Origin of the sequence: Streptomyces sp. NPDC086835, from assembly GCF_044745705.1 — a bacterium.
Taxonomy (GTDB): Bacteria; Actinomycetota; Actinomycetes; order Streptomycetales; family Streptomycetaceae; genus Streptomyces.
Genome location: NZ_JBIVAU010000004.1, coordinates 592,849 through 612,838 on the forward strand (window position 1 = coordinate 592,849; position 19,990 = coordinate 612,838).

General features: G+C 71.6%; 14 protein-coding genes. 11 read left to right on the plus strand and 3 right to left on the minus strand.

The window, feature by feature from the left end:
- Window positions 1-203: 203 nt before the first annotated feature.
- Complete coding sequence (locus tag ACIPJI_RS17795; protein WP_402247143.1) at window positions 204-4,013, plus strand: glycosyltransferase; 3,810 nt, start codon at window positions 204-206, stop codon at window positions 4,011-4,013.
- On the plus strand, window positions 4,010-5,620 hold the full coding sequence (locus tag ACIPJI_RS17800) for a DUF5719 family protein (RefSeq protein WP_402247145.1): 1,611 nt from the start codon (window positions 4,010-4,012) through the stop codon (window positions 5,618-5,620). Before ACIPJI_RS17795 ends, ACIPJI_RS17800 begins: the two co-directional genes overlap by 4 nt.
- 84 nt (window positions 5,621-5,704) lie before the next feature.
- On the opposite strand, the gene ACIPJI_RS17805 is transcribed toward ACIPJI_RS17800, so the two are convergent.
- Complete coding sequence (locus ACIPJI_RS17805) at window positions 5,705-6,133, minus strand: metallopeptidase family protein (protein WP_078951277.1); 429 nt, start codon at window positions 6,131-6,133, stop codon at window positions 5,705-5,707.
- Window positions 6,134-6,406: 273 nt separating this feature from the next.
- On the opposite strand from ACIPJI_RS17805, the gene ACIPJI_RS17810 reads away from it, so the two are divergent.
- From ACIPJI_RS17810 to ACIPJI_RS17835, 6 genes are all read left to right on the plus strand, one after another.
- Window positions 6,407-6,835: a DUF3499 domain-containing protein gene (locus tag ACIPJI_RS17810; RefSeq protein WP_053557230.1), complete on the plus strand. Its 429-nt coding sequence runs from the start codon at window positions 6,407-6,409 to the stop codon at window positions 6,833-6,835.
- 125 nt (window positions 6,836-6,960) lie between these two features.
- Window positions 6,961-8,322: a phosphomannomutase/phosphoglucomutase gene (locus ACIPJI_RS17815; RefSeq protein ID WP_356625186.1), complete on the plus strand. Its 1,362-nt coding sequence runs from the start codon at window positions 6,961-6,963 to the stop codon at window positions 8,320-8,322.
- 188 nt (window positions 8,323-8,510) lie between these two features.
- Window positions 8,511-8,693 (plus strand): Trm112 family protein, encoded by a 183-nt coding sequence (locus ACIPJI_RS17820; protein ID WP_100107426.1) that lies wholly within the window; start codon window positions 8,511-8,513, stop codon window positions 8,691-8,693.
- A gap of 142 nt (window positions 8,694-8,835) precedes the next feature.
- Entirely contained in the window at window positions 8,836-9,975 is a 1,140-nt protein-coding gene (locus ACIPJI_RS17825) for an SIS domain-containing protein (protein WP_356625185.1), read from the plus strand.
- A 54-nt stretch (window positions 9,976-10,029) separates the two neighbouring features.
- Window positions 10,030-11,208 carry a mannose-6-phosphate isomerase, class I gene (gene manA / locus ACIPJI_RS17830; RefSeq protein ID WP_402247148.1) on the plus strand — a complete coding sequence of 393 codons (1,179 nt, stop codon included), beginning with the start codon at window positions 10,030-10,032 and terminating at the stop codon, window positions 11,206-11,208.
- Window positions 11,209-11,301: 93 nt separating this feature from the next.
- Window positions 11,302-12,267, plus strand: coding sequence for a cation diffusion facilitator family transporter (locus ACIPJI_RS17835; protein WP_356625183.1), 966 nt, complete (start codon window positions 11,302-11,304; stop codon window positions 12,265-12,267).
- A gap of 256 nt (window positions 12,268-12,523) precedes the next feature.
- Here ACIPJI_RS17835 and ACIPJI_RS17840 read toward each other — a convergent pair whose 3' ends face one another.
- Window positions 12,524-14,554 carry a fructose-specific PTS transporter subunit EIIC gene (locus ACIPJI_RS17840; protein WP_402247195.1) on the minus strand — a complete coding sequence of 677 codons (2,031 nt, stop codon included), beginning with the start codon at window positions 14,552-14,554 and terminating at the stop codon, window positions 12,524-12,526.
- A gap of 451 nt (window positions 14,555-15,005) precedes the next feature.
- Between ACIPJI_RS17840 and ahcY the strand changes: the two genes are divergently transcribed.
- Together ahcY and ACIPJI_RS17850 are read left to right on the plus strand one after the other, a co-directional pair.
- A complete protein-coding gene (gene ahcY / locus ACIPJI_RS17845; protein ID WP_402247150.1) occupies window positions 15,006-16,463 on the plus strand; it encodes an adenosylhomocysteinase in 1,458 nt (485 codons plus the stop codon).
- Window positions 16,464-16,611: 148 nt separating this feature from the next.
- Complete coding sequence (locus ACIPJI_RS17850; protein ID WP_402247152.1) at window positions 16,612-17,226, plus strand: hypothetical protein; 615 nt, start codon at window positions 16,612-16,614, stop codon at window positions 17,224-17,226.
- Window positions 17,227-17,378: 152 nt separating this feature from the next.
- Here the strand turns inward: ACIPJI_RS17850 and ACIPJI_RS17855 are convergent, their stop codons facing one another.
- Window positions 17,379-18,362, minus strand: coding sequence for an RDD family protein (locus ACIPJI_RS17855; protein ID WP_402247154.1), 984 nt, complete (start codon window positions 18,360-18,362; stop codon window positions 17,379-17,381).
- Window positions 18,363-18,511: 149 nt separating this feature from the next.
- Between ACIPJI_RS17855 and ACIPJI_RS17860 the strand changes: the two genes are divergently transcribed.
- Window positions 18,512-19,519, plus strand: a complete 1,008-nt coding sequence (locus tag ACIPJI_RS17860; protein ID WP_402247155.1) for a stage II sporulation protein M — start codon at window positions 18,512-18,514, stop codon at window positions 19,517-19,519.
- Window positions 19,520-19,990 lie beyond the last annotated feature (471 nt).

The following is a 19,990-nucleotide window of genomic DNA, read 5'->3' on the forward strand; positions in this document are numbered from 1 at the left end:
CCGATCGCGACCGGCTCGAGCCGGTCGATCACGACCGGTTCAAACGGTACAACCGCGTCAACTGTGTACGTAACGAACGGTCCGCCGTCTGTGGGTTGTCCACAGGCTGCGGACCGTTCACATGCCAGCCGTTAGTGTGGGGCCCCGTCCGTGACGCACCAGAGCCCCTACGGGGTGACCCCGGCCGGAGGGCCCGTACCTCAATGTCCGCCACCACAGCCGCGTTTGTTCCGGCAGCCGCGCCAGAGTTCCCGCGGCACGTAGTCACCGCCGTGCTCGTCTCCCACGACGGCGCGCGCTGGCTCCCCGATGCCCTCGCCGGACTGATCGGCCAGGAACGCCCCGTGCAGAACGTCGTCGCGGCCGACACCGGCAGCGCCGACGACTCGGCCCGACTGCTCACCGACGCCCTCGGCGCCGATCGCGTACTGCACCTCGCACGCCGCACCGGCTTCGGCACCGCCGTCGAGGAGGCGGCCCGCACCGCCGGTGTCCTCACCCCCGAGGAACTGCCGTATCTGAAGCGGCCGAGCGGCTGGGACCCCGTCAGCCGGACCTGGCGTGACGAGGCGTACGACATGCCCGAGCTGCCGCACGGCGAGCCCGTCCAGTGGCTGTGGCTCCTGCACGACGACTGCGCGCCCGAGCCCGACGCCCTCGCCGAACTGCTGCGCGTCGCCGACTCCGACGAACACGCCGCGATCGTCGGCCCCAAACTCCGCGGCTGGTACGACCGCAAGCAGCTCCTCGAGACCGGCGTCTCCATCGCCAACAGCGGACGGCGCTGGACCGGACTCGACCGCCGCGAACAGGACCAGGGCCAGCACGACCAGGTGCGCTCCGTCCTGTCCGTCTCCTCCGCCGGCATGCTCATACGACGCGACGTGTTCGAGGAACTCGGCGGCTTCGACCGGCGACTGCCGCTCATGCGCGACGACGTGGACCTGTGCTGGCGCGCCCACTCCGCGGGGCACCGCGTACTGATCGCTCCCGACGCCGTACTGCGGCACGCCGAGGCCGCCGCCCGCGAACGCCGCACCGTCGATTGCGCCGGCCGGTCCGTGGCCAGCCCGCACCGCGTCGACAAGGCCGGCGCCGTCTACACCCTGCTCACCAACACCCGCGGCGTCGCGCTGCCTTATGTACTGCTGCGCATCGTCCTCGGCACACTGCTGCGCACCCTCGCCTACCTCGTCGGCAAGGTGCCGGGGCAGGCCGTCGACGAGGTCATGGGTCTCTTCGGCGTCCTGCTGCGCCCCGAACGCATCCTGGCCGGCCGCCGCAGACGGTCCCGGCGGACCGTCGAGGCGAGTGAACTGCGGCCCCTGTTCCCGCCGCCCGGCGCGACCGTCCGCGCCACCGTCGAGCAGGTCGTCTCCGGCTTCGGCGGCTCGGACGCCGACTCCGGCGGCTCCCGGCACGGCGCCGTGGAATCCGGCCCCGGCGGGGACGACGCGGACTTCCTGGAGATCGAGCAGTTCGCCAGGCTCAAGAAGATCGCCCGCAAGCCGGGGCCGCTCCTCTTCGCCCTGCTCCTGGTCGCCTCGCTCGTCGCCTGCCGCGGACTGTTCGCGGGCGGCGCGCTGGCCGGCGGCGCCCTGCTGCCCGCGCCGCCCGACGTCTTCGACCTCTGGAGCCGTTACGCCGACAGCTGGCATCCGATCGGGACCGGCGGCACCCAGACCGCGCCGCCCTACCTGGCCGTCCTCGCGGTGCTGTCCGCGCTCTTCCTCGGCTCCACCGGCCTCGCCCTGACCGTCCTGCTCGTCTGCTCGGTCCCTCTCGCCGGCCTCACCGCCTACTTCGCCTCCCGCCCCATCGTCGGCTCACGGCTGCTGCGGGCGTGGGCGAGCGTCGCCTACGCCTTCCTGCCCGCCGCCACCGGCGCGCTGGCCACCGGGCGGCTCGGCACGGCGGTCCTCGCGATCGTGCTGCCGCTCATCGCCCGTGCCGCGGTCGCCGCCCACGGGCTGCGCGTCCAGGGCGGCGGCCGCGGCAGCTGGCGGGCCACCTGGGCGTACGCCCTGCTGCTGACCTTCGCGACGGCCTTCACCCCTGTCGTATGGCCGATCGCCGTCGTCATCGGCATCGCCGTCCTGGTGCTGCGGCGCGGCGACATCACGGCCTACGCGCTGCGCTTCGTCGCGTCCGTCGGCACGCCGATACTGGTCCTCGCACCCTGGTCGCTGTCGCTGCTCACCAGCCCTTCCGGCTTCTTCCGCGAGGCCGGGCTCGAGTACGACGGCGGCACGGCGGGCGCGACCGACCTGCTGGGCATCAGCCCCGGCGGCCCGGGTACCGTCGGCGGGCTCCTGATGATCGGCATCGTGCTCGCGGCGCTCGGGGCCCTGCTGCGCGAGGAGCGGCAGTTCGCGATCCGCGGCGCCTGGGCGGTCGCACTGGTCGCCCTGGTCTTCGCGGCACTCGTCAACGGCTCCGGCGACAGCGGTGCCGGCTGGGCCGGACCGGCCACCCTCGTCTACGGCATCGCCCTGCTGGCCGCCGCCGTGCTCGGCGCCGAGGGCGGCCGCACCCGTGTCGCCGCCCAGAGCTTCGGCTGGAGGCAGCCCGTCGCCGCCCTCGTCGCGCTGGCGGCCGGCCTCGCCCCGGTCGTGGCCGCCGCGAACTGGATGCTGAGCGGCGCCGGCGGCCCCCTCGAGCGGCGCGACCCGGTGCAGGTGCCGGCGTTCGTCGCTGAGGAGAGCGACACCCAGGACCAGCCGCGCACGCTGGTCCTCGGCGGGGCCTCTGCCGCGAAGGTCTCCTACACACTCGTACGCGGTTCCGGCGCCCGCCTCGGCGACGCCGAGCTCACCGAGACCGCCGGCGGCGACGCCCGGCTCGACAAGATCGTCGCCAACCTGGTCGCGGGCTCCGGCGCCGACCAGACCAGCCAGCTCAGCGGCTTCGCGATCCGCTACGTGCTGGTGCGCGACGGAGCACCCCGGCAGACCAGCCGCGTCCTCGACGCCACGCCGGGCCTGAGCCGGCTCAGCCAGCTCGACGGCAGCGCGCTGTGGCGGGTGGACCGCCAGGTCGCCAGGGCCACCATCGTCACCGGCAAGGACGAGCCGCTGCCCGTGGCCTCCGACGCCGTGGAGGCGCACGCGAAGATCCCCGTCGGCGGCTCCGGCCGAGTCCTGCGCATCGCGGACCGCGCCGCGGAGGGCTGGCAGGCGACGCTCGACGGCCGCCCGTTGAAGAAGACCACCGTGGACGGCTGGGCGCAGGGCTTCGAGCTGCCCGCGGAGGGCGGCCGCCTCGACCTGACGTACGAGGACCCGGCCACGCACACGGCCTGGATCTGGATCCAGGCGTTCCTCGCCCTCGTGCTGCTGGTGCTGGCCCTGCCGGGCCGGCGCCGGGAGATCGACGACGATCTGCCCGAGGAGCCGGTGGCCGTGCCGGAGCAGCCGGTCGCGGGTGAGGGCCGCCGGGCGCGCAGGCTGCGGGCCCAGGCCGAGGCAGAGGCCGAGGAGGCGGAGCCGACGGCCCAGGACGGGCCGCGGACGCCGGAGCAGGCCCAGGAGGCCGCGCAGAGCGCCGCGTACCCGGCGGCGGTGCCGCAGCAGCAGTACGGCGAGTGGGACACGCAGACTCATGCGGACGCGCCGTACGGGACCTCGTACGACCAGCAGCAGTACCAGGACGCCCGGTACGGCGAGACGGCCGGCCAGGGCCAGGGCCAGGGGTACGGCGGCGAGCAGCAGTACGCGGACGGGCAGTACGCGGACGGTCAGCAGTACGGCGGGGACCAGGCGTACGGCGACCCCGGCCACCAGCAGCCGTACCAGGCGGACCCCTACCAGGCCGCTTCCTACGGCGAAGGCCAGTACGCGTCCGAGGGCCAGTACGGGTCCGACGGGCAGTACCAGCCCGGTCAGTACCAGCAGCACGGTCAGTACCAGCAGGACGGGCAGTACGACCCGTACGGCTACGGCGACGCGAACGGCGGCCCGTACCCCCAGCCCCCGGCGCAAGCCCCCGGCACGACGCGAGGCGAGTCAGAGTGAAGCGCACGACCATCTCCCTGATCGCGGTCACCACGGCTCTCGCCGCGGTGACCGGCTTCGCCTCGCTCACCGCACCGGACGGGGAGACGACCACGGAAGCCGCGGCTCCGGCACGGTTGCCCGTCGAGCGTTCCAGCCTGCTCTGCCCGGCCCCCAGCAGCTCGGACCTCGCCGAGACGCGCTACACCTCCTTCACCCCGGTCATGAAGGACGGCGTGAATGAGGACCCCAAGGACGGGGCCGCGGCCGACGAGGCGGCAGGCGCCGGCGCGGACACGGCCGAGCTGCGGCCGTCCGCGGCCACGCTGGCCGATCCCGACGCCGCACCGGCGGACAAGGACGGCGAGGACGAGAAGGACGAGAAGGGCACGGCGGACGAGGACGGCGAGGCGGGGAAGCCCGCGTCCGACAAGCCCCTCCTCGCCCTCAAGGAGCCCGGCAAGCCGGTCTCGGCCGAGGAGAGCGGCGGCCAGGCCCCGGCGCTCGTCGGGACGGCCACCGGCCGCCTCGCCCCCGGGTGGACCGCGCAGCAGACCACCACCGTCTCCGCGGGCAGCGGCCGGGGCCTCCTCGGCGTCAGCTGCACCGCACCGGACACGGACTTCTGGTTCCCCGGAGCCTCGCTGGCCGACAAGCGCCAGGACTACGTGCACCTGACCAACCCGGACGACACCGCCGCCGTCGTCGACGTCGAGCTCTACGGCAAGGACGGCGCGCTCAAGAGCACCGTGGCCGAGGGCATCCCGGTTCCCGGCGGGGCCGGCCTGCCGGTCCTGCTGTCGACACTGACGGCGGACCCGGCGGAGGACGTGACCGTTCACGTCACCACCCGCACCGGCCGGGTCGGCGCCGTCGTGCGGTCCGCGGAGGAGGACAGCGGCAGCGACTGGCTGGCCGCCTCCGCCGACCCGGCGGGCACGGCCGTGCTGCCCGGCATTCCGGCGGACGCGACCTCCGTACAGCTGGTGGCGTTCGCCCCCGGTGACGACGACGCGGAGCTCCAGGTGCGGCTGGCGGGTGCGACGGGCACCATCACCCCGGCCGGGGCGGAGACGCTCCACGTGAAGTCCGGCATGACGGCGAGCCTCGACCTGAAGGACGTCACCCGGGGCGAGGCCGGGTCCCTCGTCCTCAGCCCGGCCGAGGGCCGCCGGGCCACCCCGGTGGTGGCCGCGCTGCGTGTCGTGCGGGGCGAGGGCGACAAGAAGGAGGTCGCGTTCATCCCGGCCGCCGCGCCGGTGGGGCAGCGTGCCACGGTGGCCGACAACCGGGCCAAGGGTTCCCAGCTGTCGCTCGTGGCGGCGGGCAAGGCCGCCGAGGTCAAGGTCACCGCGTCGGCGGGGACCGAGGGCGGTACGCAGGTCGTCAAGACGTACTCGGTGAAGGCCGGGACGACGCTGGCCGTGCCCGCACCGGTGCCGGCCGGGCTGAGGGGTTCCTACGCGCTCACGGTCGAGACGGTGTCCGGTGGGCCGGTGCACGCCTCGCGGTCGTTGGAGATCGCCGAGGACGGCATCCCGATGTTCACCGTACAGACGCTGCCGGACGACCGCGGGATGGTGGCCGTGCCGGAGGCGGAACAGGATCTCTCCGTGCTGGACGACTGACGCGTTCGGGTGGCCGGCGCGGCCGGCCACCGTACGTCTCCGTCGCTCCTTTCGGACCTTCCGCCGGTCCTTTTGGACCTTCCGTCAGTCCTGCCCGTAGCGCGGATCGACCGACTCCGGGGCCAGCCCGAGCAGCTCGGCGACCTGCTCGACGACCACTTCGTGCACAAGGAGTGCCCGTTCGTCGCGGTTCTTTGTCCGGATCTCGACAGGACGCCGGTAGATCATGATCCGCGCGGGCCGGTCCTTGGCGGCCGGGACGGCACTGCCCAGGGGCACCGACTCGTCGGGCGAACCAGGGACCTCCAGGACCAGGAAGTCGACATCGGCCAACTGCGGCCAGTGCCTCTCCAGCCGCTCGACCGAGTCCTGGACCAGGTCACGGAACGTCTCGGCCCGGCTGGCCGAGAGCGGCACCTGCGGGGGAGCGACAGGGCCGCGCATGCCTCTTCCATGGCGGTCACGGCGGCGGGGCCTCGGCTCTGCCGGTCGGGGGGGTACGGGACTGTCCATCACTGACGCAGGGTAGCTCTCCGGGGACTGCGGCGATCGTCTCCGGGCCGGGGGCGGCCGGCCTGTCGCCGATTGAGCATTTCGGCCAACGTTGAGCCCGATTCCACGACTCTCGCGATCGCCCCTCTCGCGTCAATTGATCTGATTCACTCCACCTCGTGACCGCACGGTGCCCGGCCGTCTCCGGTGTGGTTGTCTCTCCGTGCAGGTCAGGCCAGTTGCCCGAACAGCCGATATGTCCGATGTCACACCACGACACGGGGGAGTGACCTGGTGGAGAGTCGTCGCAGCCCGCTCAAGAGTGCGGTACCGTCCAACGTCGTGAGCCCTGTACGTCGCTGTTCGCGCACCGCGTGCGGCCGCCCTGCCGTCGCGACACTGACGTACGTCTATGCCGATTCGACTGCGGTCCTCGGTCCGCTCGCCACCTACGCCGAGCCCCACTGCTACGACCTGTGCGCCGAGCACAGCGAGCGGCTGACGGCGCCACGCGGCTGGGAGGTCGTCCGGCTCACCGACGGCTCCGCCCCGGCCCGCCCCAGCGGCGACGACCTCGAAGCGCTCGCGAACGCGGTGCGCGAGGCGGCACGGCCCCAGGGGCGTACGGCGGAAGCCGGCGGACAGGGCGGCCGGCGTTCGGCGGATCCCATGGAGGTCGCGCGCCGCGGTCACCTGCGGGTGCTGCGTTCCCCCGACTCCTGACCCCGCCGTCCCCTCGCACACCCACCCGTCCGACGGCTTTGCGGCGGGACCCGGTCCACGCCCCATGCCACGGCCGCGTAAGGGTAGTTTGAGGTGACCGCATGGACTTCAGAAGGGGTTGGGCCGTGGCTGCTGATCTGTCGCAGATCGTGAAGGCGTACGACGTCCGCGGGGTGGTGCCGGATCAGTGGGACGAGTCGCTCGCCGAACTGTTCGGCGCCGCCTTCGTCGAGGTGACCGGCGCGGACGCGATCGTCGTCGGCCACGACATGCGGCCCTCGTCGCCCGGCCTGTCGGGCGCGTTCGCGCGCGGCGCCGCGGCCCGCGGCGCCGACGTCACCCTCATCGGACTGTGCTCGACCGACCAGCTGTACTTCGCCTCCGGACACATGGGGCTCCCGGGCGCCATGTTCACCGCCTCCCACAACCCGGCGCAGTACAACGGCATCAAGATGTGCCGCGCGGGTGCCGCACCCGTCGGCCAGGACACCGGCCTTGCCGACATCCGCAGGCTCGTCGAGGCATGGTCCGAGCAGGGCGCCCCCGCCCCCGCCGGGACCCCGGGCACGGTGAACGAGCGCGACACGCTCACCGACTACGCGGAACACCTGCTCTCGCTCGTCGACCTGTCGGCCATGCGTCCCCTGAAGGTCGTCGTGGACGCGGGGAACGGCATGGGCGGCCACACGGTCCCCACCGTCTTCGGCCCGCTGCCGCTCACGCTCGTCCCGATGTACTTCGAGCTGGACGGCACGTTCCCCAACCACGAGGCCAACCCGCTCGACCCGGCCAACATCGTCGACCTCCAGGCGCGTGTTCGCGAGGAGGGCGCGGACCTGGGTCTGGCCTTCGACGGTGACGCCGACCGCTGCTTCGTCGTCGACGAGCGGGGCGAGGGCGTCCCACCGTCGGCGATCACCGCCCTGGTGGCCTCCCGGGAGCTCGCCAAGCACCCCGGCGGCACGGTCATCCACAACCTGATCACCTCCTGGTCCGTGCCGGAGGTGGTCCGCGAGAACGGCGGCACGCCGGTGCGCACCAGGGTCGGGCACTCCTTCATCAAGGAGGAGATGGCCCGCACCGGGGCGATCTTCGGCGGCGAGCACTCGGCGCACTACTACTTCCGCGACTTCTGGAACGCCGACACGGGCATGCTCGCCGCACTCCACGTCCTCGCGGCGCTGGGCTCCCAGGACGGCACGCTGTCCGACCTGGTCGCGCAGTACGACCGGTACGCGGCCTCCGGTGAGATCAACTCCAAGGTCGACGACCAGGCCGGCCGGGCGGCCGCCGTGAAGGCCGCCTTCGCCGCCCGCGAGGACGCCACGGCCGACGAGCTCGACGGCCTGACGGTGACCACCGCTGACTGGTGGTTCAATCTGCGAGCCTCGAACACGGAGCCGCTGCTGCGGCTCAACGTGGAGGCACGCGACGAGGCGACCATGGCCAAGATCCGCGACGAGGTGCTGGCGCTCGTACGGGCCTGAGCCCGCCGGTACGGGTGGGGGCGGCCGTCCCCACCCGCAGCGCCCGCCCACGCCGCCCCAGAACGAGCCGCACCCCGCCCCCCGGCGGTAGGCTGACGAGGCCTGATCCGCCACACCGTGACCGCACGTCCGACGCGAACGCAACCGCTCCGTCCGATGTGCGACATGCCCGAAGGGACACCGCTGTTATGCCGCTCGAAGCCGGCCTCCTGGAGATCCTCGCCTGCCCGGCCTGCCACGCCCCGCTCGACGACCGCACGGCAGCCGACACGCCCGAGCTGATCTGCACCGGCAAGGACTGCGGCCTCGCCTACCCGGTCAGGGACGGCATCCCCGTCCTTCTCGTCGACGAGGCTCGCCGCCCCGCATAAGGCGGCACCGACGGACGGCGGTGCGACGGACCGCGGGCCCGGTACGACGGCGCCCGGCAGGACCTGCTCCCGCCGTCAGGACCGTGTCCCGACAACCGCACAACTCCCCCCGCACGCGTACGGCGATCGGAGGCCCACCCCCATGCTCGACGAGTCGCTCCTCGACGACCCGGACGCCTTGGCCCGTGCCGACCGCCGCGGCCTGCTCCGCGGCGCGGCAGAGGCCGGGGCCCGGGTACGCACTGCCGCCAGGCACGCCGACGAAGCCGGCATCGCGCAGCTCAGCCCCGAGGGCCGGCCGCGGTCCGTCCTCGTCGCGGGCCCCGGCACCGCGGCCCTGGGAGTCGCGGACCTGATCGGCGCCCTCGCCGGCGCCTCCGCCCCCGTCATCCCGCTCCGCCCCACCGGCGTCGCCCACGCGGCGGGCGCCCTGCGCTGGGCCCTGCCGGGCTGGGCGGGCTCGCTCGACCTGCTGCTCCTCACGACCACGGACGGCAGCGAACCCGGCCTCGCCCTGCTCGCCGAGCAGGCCTACCGGCGCGGCTGCACGGTCGTCGCCGTCGCCCCCCAGACCGCGCCGCTCGCGGAGGCGGTCGACGCGATCCACGGCCTGGTCGTCCCCATGGCGACCGCCCCCTACGAGGCGGCCGAGGCCGCCCAGGCGGCCGCCCCCGGCGCGCTCTGGGCGCTGTTCACGCCCCTCCTCGCGCTCCTCGACCGCCTCGCGCTGATCGACGCGCCTCCGGAGACTCTCGCGAAGGTCGCGGACCGACTCGACCGCACCGCCGAACGGTGCGGTCCCGCCGTCGCCACACACAGCAACCCGGCCAAGACACTGGCCGCCGACCTCGCCGACCGGTTGCCGCTCATCTGGACGGAGGGCGCGGGCGCCGGCCCGGCGGGCCGCCGCTTCGCCGCGGTCCTGGCCGAGCTCGCGGGCCGCCCCGCGCTCGCGGCCGAGCTGCCGGAGGCACTGCCGGCGCACGGGGTGCTCCTCGCCGGCGACTTCACGTCCGGCGCCGACCAGGACGACTTCTTCCGCGACCGGGTCGACGAGCAGCAGGCGCTGCGGGCCCGCGTCGTACTGCTGCGCGACCGGCCGGCCGGCGGCCTCACGGCGGCGCCCGCCGCCCGCGAGCTGGCGCTCGGCCACGACACGGCCGTCAGCGAGCTCGAACCGGAGGACGGCTCGCAGCTGGAGTCGATCGCCGAACTGCTCGCCGTCACCGACTTCGCCGCCGTGTACCTGGCCCTCGCGGCCTCGGGCGACCACCACGAGTAGACGTACAACGGCCGCACCCGCACCACGACGCACCGACGAAGGACCAGGAAGACCATGGATCGCCTCGCCAACACCGTGCGCCCCTACGCCTGGGGGTCCACGACCGCCATCCCGGAGCTGCTCGGCGTCGCTCCCACCGGCGAGCCGCAGGCCGAGATGTGGATGGGAGCACACCCGGGGGCACCGTCCCGCGTCACCCGCGGCGGCGAGGCGGACCAGCCCCTGTCCGACGTGATCGCCGCCGCCCCCGAACGCGAGCTCGGCGAGGCGGCCGTCGCCAAGTTCGGTCCCCGGCTGCCCTTCCTCCTCAAGCTCCTTGCCGCCGCCGCACCCCTGTCCCTCCAGGTCCACCCGGATCTCGCCCAGGCCAGGGACGGCTACGGCGCGGAGGAGAACGCGGGAGTCCCCGTCGACGCGCCGCACCGCAACTACAAGGACGCCAACCACAAGCCGGAACTGATCTGCGCGCTCACGCCCTTCGACGGCCTCTGCGGCTTCCGCGTACCCGCCGCCGCGGCCGAACTGCTCGCCGGACTCGAGGTCGACTCCCTCAAGCCGTACGTCGACCTCCTGTACGCCCAGCCCGAGGACGCCGCCCTCCGCGAGGTGCTCACCGCCGTACTGACCGCGGACCCGCAGGAGATGGCGGCCACCGTCGCGGAGGCCGCGGCCGCCGCCGAACGGCTCGGCGGGGCATACGCCCCGTACGCCGAGATCGCCCGCCACTACCCGGGTGACCCCGGCGTCATCGCGGCGATGCTGCTCAACCACATCCAACTGCAGCCGGGAGAAGCGCTGTTCCTCGGTGCCGGGGTGCCGCACGCCTACCTCGACGGGCTCGGCGTCGAGATCATGGCCAACTCCGACAACGTGCTGCGCTGCGGTCTCACCCCCAAGCACGTGGACGTCCCCGAACTCCTGCGCATCGTCCGGTTCGAGGCGACCGAACCCGCCGTGCTGCGCCCCGAGGCGTCACCGTCGGGCGAAGAGGTCTACGACACCCCCATCGACGAGTTCCGGCTGTCCCGCTACGTGCTCGCGCCCGACGCGGAGCCGCGCGACGTGACCGCGTCCACGCCGCAGATCCTGCTCTGCACCGCGGGCGGCGTCACGGCCGGTGAACTGAGGCTGGCACCGGGCGAGTCGGCGTTCGTGCCGGCCGGGGAGAACGTGGAGATCTCGGGTACGGACGGCGGTCCCGGCACGGTCTTCCGTGCGACTGTGGTGGCCTGAGTCGGCACCGCGGACGGCTGCTGCGACAATGGCGCACCGCCGAGACCGTGCGCAGGACCGGTCGGCGTACGTACGAAGGGACATCGGGCAAGCATGAGCGCGTCAGGCGGTACCAAGGCGATCGTGGCAGCACTCGCCGCGAACCTCGCAATCGCGGTGGCCAAATTCGTGGCGTTCCTTTTCAGTGGTTCGTCGTCGATGCTCGCCGAAAGCGTCCACTCGCTCGCCGACTCGGGCAACCAGGGCCTGCTGCTGCTCGGCGGCAAGAAGGCCCAGCGCGAGGCGACCCCCCAGCACCCCTTCGGATACGGGCGCGAGCGCTACATCTACGCCTTCCTCGTCTCCATCGTGCTGTTCTCCGTCGGTGGCATGTTCGCCATCTACGAGGGCTACGAGAAGATCAAGCACCCGCACGAGATCGAGGCCTGGTACTGGCCGGTCGGCGTGCTGGTCTTCGCGATCATCGCCGAGACGTTCTCGTTCCGCACCGCCATCAAGGAATCCAACGTGGTGCGCGGCAAGCTCAGCTGGACGCAGTTCGTGCGCCGGGCCAAGGCGCCCGAGCTTCCCGTGGTGCTCCTGGAGGACCTGGGCGCCCTGGTCGGCCTGATCCTTGCCCTCTGCGGCGTCAGCCTCGCGCTGGCCACGGGCGACGGCGTCTGGGACGGCATCGGCACCCTGTGCATCGGTGTCCTGCTCATCGTGATCGCCATCGTGCTCGCCGCGGAGACCAAGTCGCTGCTGCTGGGTGAGGCCGCGGGCACGGACGACATCGAGAAGATCAAGGCCGCCACGGTCGACGGCCGGACCGTCACCCGCATCATCCACATGCGCACGCTCCACCTCGGTCCCGAGGAACTGCTCGTCGCCGCGAAGATCGCCGTCGAGCAGCACGAGACCGCCGACGAGGTGGCGCAGGCCATCAACGCCGCTGAGGACCGCATCCGTGCGGCCGTGCCGATCGCGCGTGTGATCTACCTCGAGCCGGACATCTACAACGAGTCGGTGGCTGCCGCGGGCACCGACCTCGGCAAGTCGCCGGGCGGCTCCAGCCACTGAGCCGGTCGTCCCGAGTCGAACGGGGAAGGCCCCCGGACCGCGTGCCACGGGTAATGCCGGCGGCGCTGGTCCGGGGGCCTTCACCGTTGGCTGTTCCTGACCGTTCGCCTGCCTTGCCGTTCGCGTGCCTCGCCGTTGTACGTGCCTGTCGTGCGTGTGTCCTTGCCCGGGGACTGTCCTTGCCCGGGGACGTGGATGGGGACGTCGACGTGGCTGTGGTCGTCGGCCCGGCTGATCGGCCCGGCCGGTCCGCCGGCTAGCGGACCTCGCGCAGTACGGCGAGGATCGCGGCCTCGTCCGGCGCCGCCGTCAGGCGCTCACGGAACTCCACGTCCATGAGCTTGCGGGACAGCATGGCCAGGATGCGCAGGTGCTCGTCGCCCGCGGCGGCCTCCGGCACCGTGATCATGAAGATCAACTTGGCCTTGGTGGCGTCCGGCGATCCCCATTCCACGCCTTCCGCGGAGCGGGCGAATCCGACGACGGGAGATGTGACAGCGTCCGTCTTCGCATGCGGGACGGCGATCTCCTCGCCGAGCCCCGTGGTGCCCTGCTCCTCACGTGCAAGCGCGGCACGCACCAGCGCCTCGGGGTCCGCCACCTTGCCGGTGGTGGCCAGCATCGCGGCCATCTCCTTGATGGCGGCGTCCTTGCTGTCGGCGTCGAGCCGCACCCGCACGGTCTGCGCGGTCAGATAGCCGGACAGGATGCCGCTGTCGTCCGGGCTCCCGTCACCCGGCGCGTCACCCGCCGCAGCGGCGGTCGGGGACTGGGACGTGGCCGCTTCTCGCGTCCTGGACCCGGCAGCGACTCCCGTTTCGGCCGGCGTCGCGCCCACGAGGGCTCGATCGGCGGCTGCGGTCTCGGCACCGGCGGCACCGGCGGCACCGGCGAGGGCGGGAGCGGGCGCGCCCCGGCCGGCACGCTCCTTGAGGCCGATCAGCGCGTTGGTCGTGATCGCGGTGACGACCGTGCCCGCGGCGACGGCCAGGAAGAACATCGGCACACCGCCGACCGCGCCCAGGACCGCGACGATCGGTCCGCCGTGCGGAACCGCGTCCTCGACACCGGCCATGCCCGCGATCGCACCGGCGACCGCACCACCGAGCATGTTCGCCGGAATGACCTGCGCCGGACGGGCGGCCGCGAACGGGATCGCACCCTCCGAGATGCCGAACATGCCCATGAAGAACGCGGCCATACCCGTCTCGCGTTCCTGCTCCGAGTACAGCTTCCGCCGGATCACGGTGGCGAGACCCTGCCCCAGCGGCATGACCGGAATGGCGGCCGCGCACATCCCCATCACGGTCTGGTTGCCGGTCGCGATGAGGCCGGCGCCGAACAGGAAGGCGGTCTTGTTGACCGGCCCGCCCATGTCGAACGCGATCATGAGACCCAGCAGTGCGCCGAGCAGGACCGCTCTCGTGCCCGTCAGACCGCCGAGCCAGTCGGTGAGATGCGTGAAGACCCACGAGATCGGTTCACCGATCACGTACACGAAGAACAGGCCGAGTGCCGTCGTGGCCACCACGGGGATCACGATGATCGGCATGATCGGCTGGGCGAACCTGGGGACCTTGACCTTCTTGATCCACAGAACGAGGTAGCCGGCCAGGAAGCCGGTGACGATCGCCCCGATGAAGCCGGCGCCGGCCTCCGAGTCGTAGAACTCGCCGTGCCCGGCGATCCATCCGCCGATCATGCCCGGTACCAGTGCGGGCCGGTCGGCGATCGCGTAGGCGATGTACCCGGACAGGATCGGGATCATCAGCTCGAAGCCGACGACGCCGATCGCGTTCACCTGCGCCCAGAAGGTGCCCTCGGGAATGACATAGCCCTCGGCCGTCGCATCACCGCCGAGCGCCAGCGAGACGGCGATGAGCAACCCGCCCACCACGACGAACGGGATCATGTACGAGACACCGTTCATCAGCGCCTTGTACACGACGCTGCGTTCCTTGCCGCTGCCGCTGCCGCTGCCGACCGAGCCCTGCGCAGCGCCCGCGTCCCCGGCCTCCTCGCCGGCGACACCCTGCACCGGGGCGCGCTGCACCCGCTCGATCAGCTGCTCCGGGTGCCGGATTCCCTCCGCGACGCCGACGGCCAGCACCTTCTTTCCGGCGAAGCGACTGCGGTCGACATCCTTGTCTGCGGCGATGATGACGCCGTCCGCCTCTCTGACATCGTTGTCAGAGAGTACGTTCTCGGCGCCGATGGATCCTTGGGTCTCCACCTTCATGTCGACACCGAGGACCTCGGCGGCCTGCGTCAGCTTCTCCGCCGCCATGTATGTGTGGGCGATGCCTGTCGGGCAGGCCGTCACCGCGAGCAGTTTCAACGCCCGCTGCCCGCTCGCCGGACTCGTCACGTGGTTCTCCTAACGCTCGTCCCGCCGGATCGTGCGGATGGCCCCGATCCACCAGCGGGATGTCGCAGCATCGTGCACCAGATTCCGGCCATGTCAAAAGCCCGGAAGCCTCGGGACCGGCCGCGTTCCCGCACCCGGAGACTGGCCGGAACCCTTACCTGGGCGGGCTGGGGTCGGCTGGGCCGATCGGTGTAGATTCGTAACCAGTCAGACGTCGCTGCTGATGGCGGTCGGGCGGTCCCGCGCGGACCGGCCGAGGGAGAGAGGGCCTCCGACGGACTGTCCTGCGGACTCCCGGGCATTCGTATGCCCCGGCCGCCGCAGAGCCAGCCGTAACCACCCTCGACCCGAACCACGAGGAGCAGCTCGCATGTCGACTGTCGCCAATGGCCAGGACTTCAAGGTCGCCGACCTTTCCCTCGCCGCCTTCGGCCGCAAGGAGATCACTCTCGCCGAGCACGAGATGCCCGGCCTGATGTCGATCCGCAAGGAGTACGCCGACGCCCAGCCGCTCGCCGGCGCGCGGATCACCGGCTCCCTGCACATGACCGTGCAGACCGCCGTCCTCATCGAGACCCTTGCCGCCTTGGGCGCCGAGGTCCGCTGGGCCTCCTGCAACATCTTCTCCACGCAGGACCACGCCGCCGCCGCCATCGCGGTCGGCCCGAACGGCACCCCCGAGAACCCGCAGGGCATCCCGGTCTTCGCCTGGAAGGGCGAGACGCTGGAGGAGTACTGGTGGTGCACGGAGCAGGCGCTGACCTGGCCGAACACGCCCACCGGCGGCCCGAACATGATCCTGGACGACGGCGGCGACGCGACCCTCCTGGTCCACAAGGGCGTCGAGTTCGAGAAGGCGGGCGCCGCTCCCGACCCGTCCACCGCGGACAGCGAGGAGTACAGCCACATCCTGCGCCTGCTGAACCGCACTCTCACCGAGAACCCGCAGAAGTGGACGCAGCTGGCGTCCGAGATCCGCGGTGTGACGGAGGAGACCACCACCGGTGTCCACCGTCTCTACGAGATGCACCGTGACGGGACGCTGCTGTTCCCGGCGATCAATGTGAACGACGCTGTCACGAAGTCGAAGTTCGACAACAAGTACGGCTGCCGGCACTCGCTGATCGACGGCATCAACCGTGCCACCGATGTGCTGATCGGTGGCAAGACGGCGGTCGTGTGCGGTTACGGCGATGTGGGCAAGGGCTGTGCGGAGTCGCTGCGCGGTCAGGGCGCCCGGGTGATCATCACCGAGATCGACCCGATCTGCGCGCTGCAGGCGGCGATGGACGGCTACCAGGTGACCACGCTGGACGAGGTGGTGGAGACGGCCGACATCTTCATCACCACGACCGGTAACAAGGACATCATCATGGCCTCGGACATGGCCCGGATGAAGCACCAGGCGATCGTGGGCAACATCGGCCACTTCGACAACGAGATCGACATGGCCGGCCTGGCGCAGCTTCCGGGTGTCGTCAAGGACGAGGTGAAGCCGCAGGTCCACACCTGGACCTTCCCCGACGGCAAGGTCCTGATCGTGCTGTCCGAGGGGCGTCTGCTGAACCTGGGCAACGCGACCGGCCACCCGTCGTTCGTGATGTCCAACTCGTTCGCGGACCAGACCCTGGCGCAGATCGAGCTGTTCACCAAGCCGCAGGAGTACCCGACCGACGTCTACGTGCTGCCCAAGCACCTCGACGAGAAGGTCGCCCGGCTCCACCTCGACGCCCTCGGCGTCAAGCTGACCACCCTGCGCCCGGAGCAGGCCGCCTACATCGGCGTCGACGTCGACGGCCCGTACAAGCCGGACCACTACCGCTACTGATCACGACGACGGCGTGGCGCAGCGCCGTAGGCAGTACTCGCAGAGCAGTACCAGGCAGGCCCCCGCACCCCCGTGTCGGGGGCCTGCCCCGTACCCTCCTCGAACGGCTCCGGCTCACGCCTCACCGCACAAGGACACCTACGCCCCCATGCCCCGCGGCCGCTATTCGCTCCACGATCCGCACGACCACACCCCCCTCGGTGAAGAACACTTCCAGTGCGCCCCCGGCCCCTCCGGCTGGCGATACGTCTCCCGGACCACCACTCCCTCCGGCGAAGACGCCGGCTCCGTCGACCTCGCGCTCGACGAGCTGGGCCGCCCCATCCGTCTCGAACTCCACGCGGCGAGCTGGCAGGTCCGCGGCGCGGCGATCGACGGCGTCACGTGGGTCCGCACCGACCCGACCGGAACCGACGCACGTGAAGGCAACGCCCCCGCCCACGCGTTCACCGGCACATCCCCCGCCTTTCTCGTCGCAACGGCCCGTCTACTGCGCCTCGCACCAGGCGCCCCCGCCACCCGCGTCCGTCTCGTCGCCTTCACCGACCCCGTACTGGCACCCCGGACCGTCGACCAGTCCTGGGCGCTGGTGAAAAGTGAAGCGCACACCACTGACAACGGCCTTCTGACGGTGGACGAATACCAGGTCAGCGCCCTGGACACGGGCGAGCAGCACGCGGTTCACATCGCCGGTGACGTGGTCCTTGCGGCGCCAGGCATCGAGCTCGAGGACCTCGAGAGCCCGCCCTCCACCTTCCGCTGACGGCGGTGCGCCGAGCGGGCCGTCCATGCCGGGGGCTCGTCGGGCCGGTCCGCCGACCGTGGCCGCTGCCGAGGGCGCGGCGTTCCGCTCGGGTGCTCGGGTGCTCGGGTGCTCGGGTGCTCGGGTGCTCGGGTGCTCGGGTGGTCGGTCGTTCAGGCGGGAGGGGCGAATCCTCCGGGCGTCCCGGTCGGGGGGACGTGGGCCGGGGCCGGCGCAGCAGGGCGGGGGAGCGGCAGGCTGCCTCCTGTCCCGGCAGTGGCCGACCGCGCGTCAGGGCGGTCGACAGGCCGGTTCGGGCGGTCGACCGTCGTGTCCGCGGGGACCCCAGTGGGACCGGCCGCGGTGGGACCGGCAGCAGCAGGCCCGGGGCCGGCTTCGCGCGCGGCCGCGGTGAACGCCCGACGGGCATCACGGGCCTGCCGTTCGTTGACCACGGCCGCCAGGTACGCGGCCGGCGGCACGCCCTCAGGCGCCGGCGTCCCCGTACGCTCCGCCAGATCACCGGCCAGGCGCTGCGCCATGGACCAGCTCACGGCTGGATCCAGCTGCCTCATACGGGTCAGGTACTGGCGTATCGCCAGCCACAGGTCGTCCGGCACACCCGACAGGTCGAGCTGGGCGAACCGTCCGACCAGCCACGGCGGCGGAGGAGGCGACGCCATCGGGCCGCGGGCGGCCGGGACCCGCTCCCTCACGACGAGTGTTCCGGCGAAGACGTCGCCTATTCGCCGGCCCCGCTCCGACACCAGCGAAGCGATGCAGGCGATGACCCCGAACGTGAAGAGGACCTCTACGACGCCCATCGCCCCGCGCACCAGCGCGTGCCGGAACCGGATCGGCCCGCCGTCGTCCCGGACCACCCGCAGCCCGCAGGCCAGCTTTCCCAGGGAACGCCCATGGCTGAGGGTCTCCACGGCTATCGGCGCACCGACGAGGACCAGCAGGAACGACGCGATGGACACCGCCATGACAGCGGCCTCGTCCAGTGACGCCGTCGCGAGCGCCAGACCGATCGACAGGAACAGGTACACGGTCCAGATGACGGCGAGATCGATCACGAGGGCGAGCGCCCGGCTCGGCAGTCTCGCCGGCTGCAGCCCCAGTACGACCGCGTCCCCCGTCACTAGCCCACTCACTGCTGCCCCCTGTCTTCGCGGTTCTCCGGTCTTCCCTGCCCCTTGATCCCCCAGTCTGCCAAGCTGACCGACAGCGTGTCGCAGTAGTGCAGCAGTGAAGTAGTACGGACCGTACGCAATGCACCCAGTGCCTGGAGCAGCAGCCGACCATGGACCTCGATGTCTTCGTGACAGCCCACCGCGCAGAGTGGGACCGCCTGGACCACCTCCTTCGCCGGGGCGGTCACCTGACGGGTGCGGAGGCAGACGAGCTCGTCGCCCTCTACCAGCGCACGGCCACTCATCTCTCTCTCGTACAGTCCAGCGCTCCTGAACCGGCGTTGACCGCGAGGCTCACCCAGCTCGTGGCACGGGCACGAGCTGTGGTCACCGGCACCCGGCGGTCGAGCTGGAGGGACGCGCTCCACTTCCTCACCGCCGGGTTTCCCGCCGCCGTCTACCGCTCCCGGCACTGGTGGATACCGACCGCGGTGCTCTCCACCCTTGTCGCCGCCCTCATCGGCTGGTGGATCGGAACCCATCCGGAAGTTCAGTCCGCGATCGGCGCACCGGAAGAACTCCGTCGGCTGACCCGCCCCGGCGGGGAGTACGAGACCTACTACTCGAGCCATCCCGCGGCCTCGTTCGCCGCCCAGGTCTGGACGAACAACGCTCAGGCAGCCGCCATGTGTCTGACCCTCGGCGCCTTCCTGTGCCTTCCGGTCATCTGGATCCTCTTCCTGAACATGCTGAATCTGGGCGTAGGAATCGGGCTCATGTCCTCGGCCGGCCGGCTCGACGTCTTCCTCGGGCTGGTGCTCCCGCACGGCCTGCTCGAACTGACGGCTGTGTTCGTCGCGGCCGGCACCGGGCTGCGCCTCGGCTGGACGGTGATCGACCCGGGCCCGCTGAGCCGCCGGACCGCTCTCGCCCAGCAAGGCCGGGCGGCGCTCGGCATGGCCATCGGCCTCGCGCTGGTGCTGTTCGTGTCGGGCCTCATCGAGGGTTTCGTGACCCCCTCCGGTCTGCCGACATGGGCACGCGTCACCATCGGCATCGTCGCCGAGCTGGGCTTCCTCGCGTACGTCTACATCCTGGGCGGCCGCGCGGCCCGTGCAGGAGACATGGGCGACGTGGAGGAGGCCGACCGCAGCGCCGAGCTCCCCACGGCCGCGTGATGTGCGTGCGGGCCCTGTGAGCTGCTAGTCTCCTCTTCGCCCCGCAGCACCCGTTGACACGGGACTCGTGGGGAGGTAGATTTTAACGGTTGCCTCGGACTGGACAAGTTCGGGCGTGAACATTTAGAGTCTGTCTGGCTTTCGCTGGGAAATGATTTCCGCGGAGCCGCTTCCCGATTCCTTATCCGAATCACCGCGCCGATTAGGTCGGCCAAGATGATTCTGATAAAGTTCGGATCAGCCGAAAGGCAAAAAGGCCCTCCAACGGCCACCGGAAATGAAATCCGAACCGGAAACGGAACGGAAAACGGATCTGGTAAGGTTGGAACGCAAGACCGAAGGGAAGCGCCCGGAGGAAAGCCCGAGAGGGTGAGTACAAAGGAAGCGTCCGTTCCTTGAGAACTCAACAGTGTGCCAAAAATCAACGCCAGATATGTTGATACCCCGTCCATCTTCGGATGGTCGAGGTTC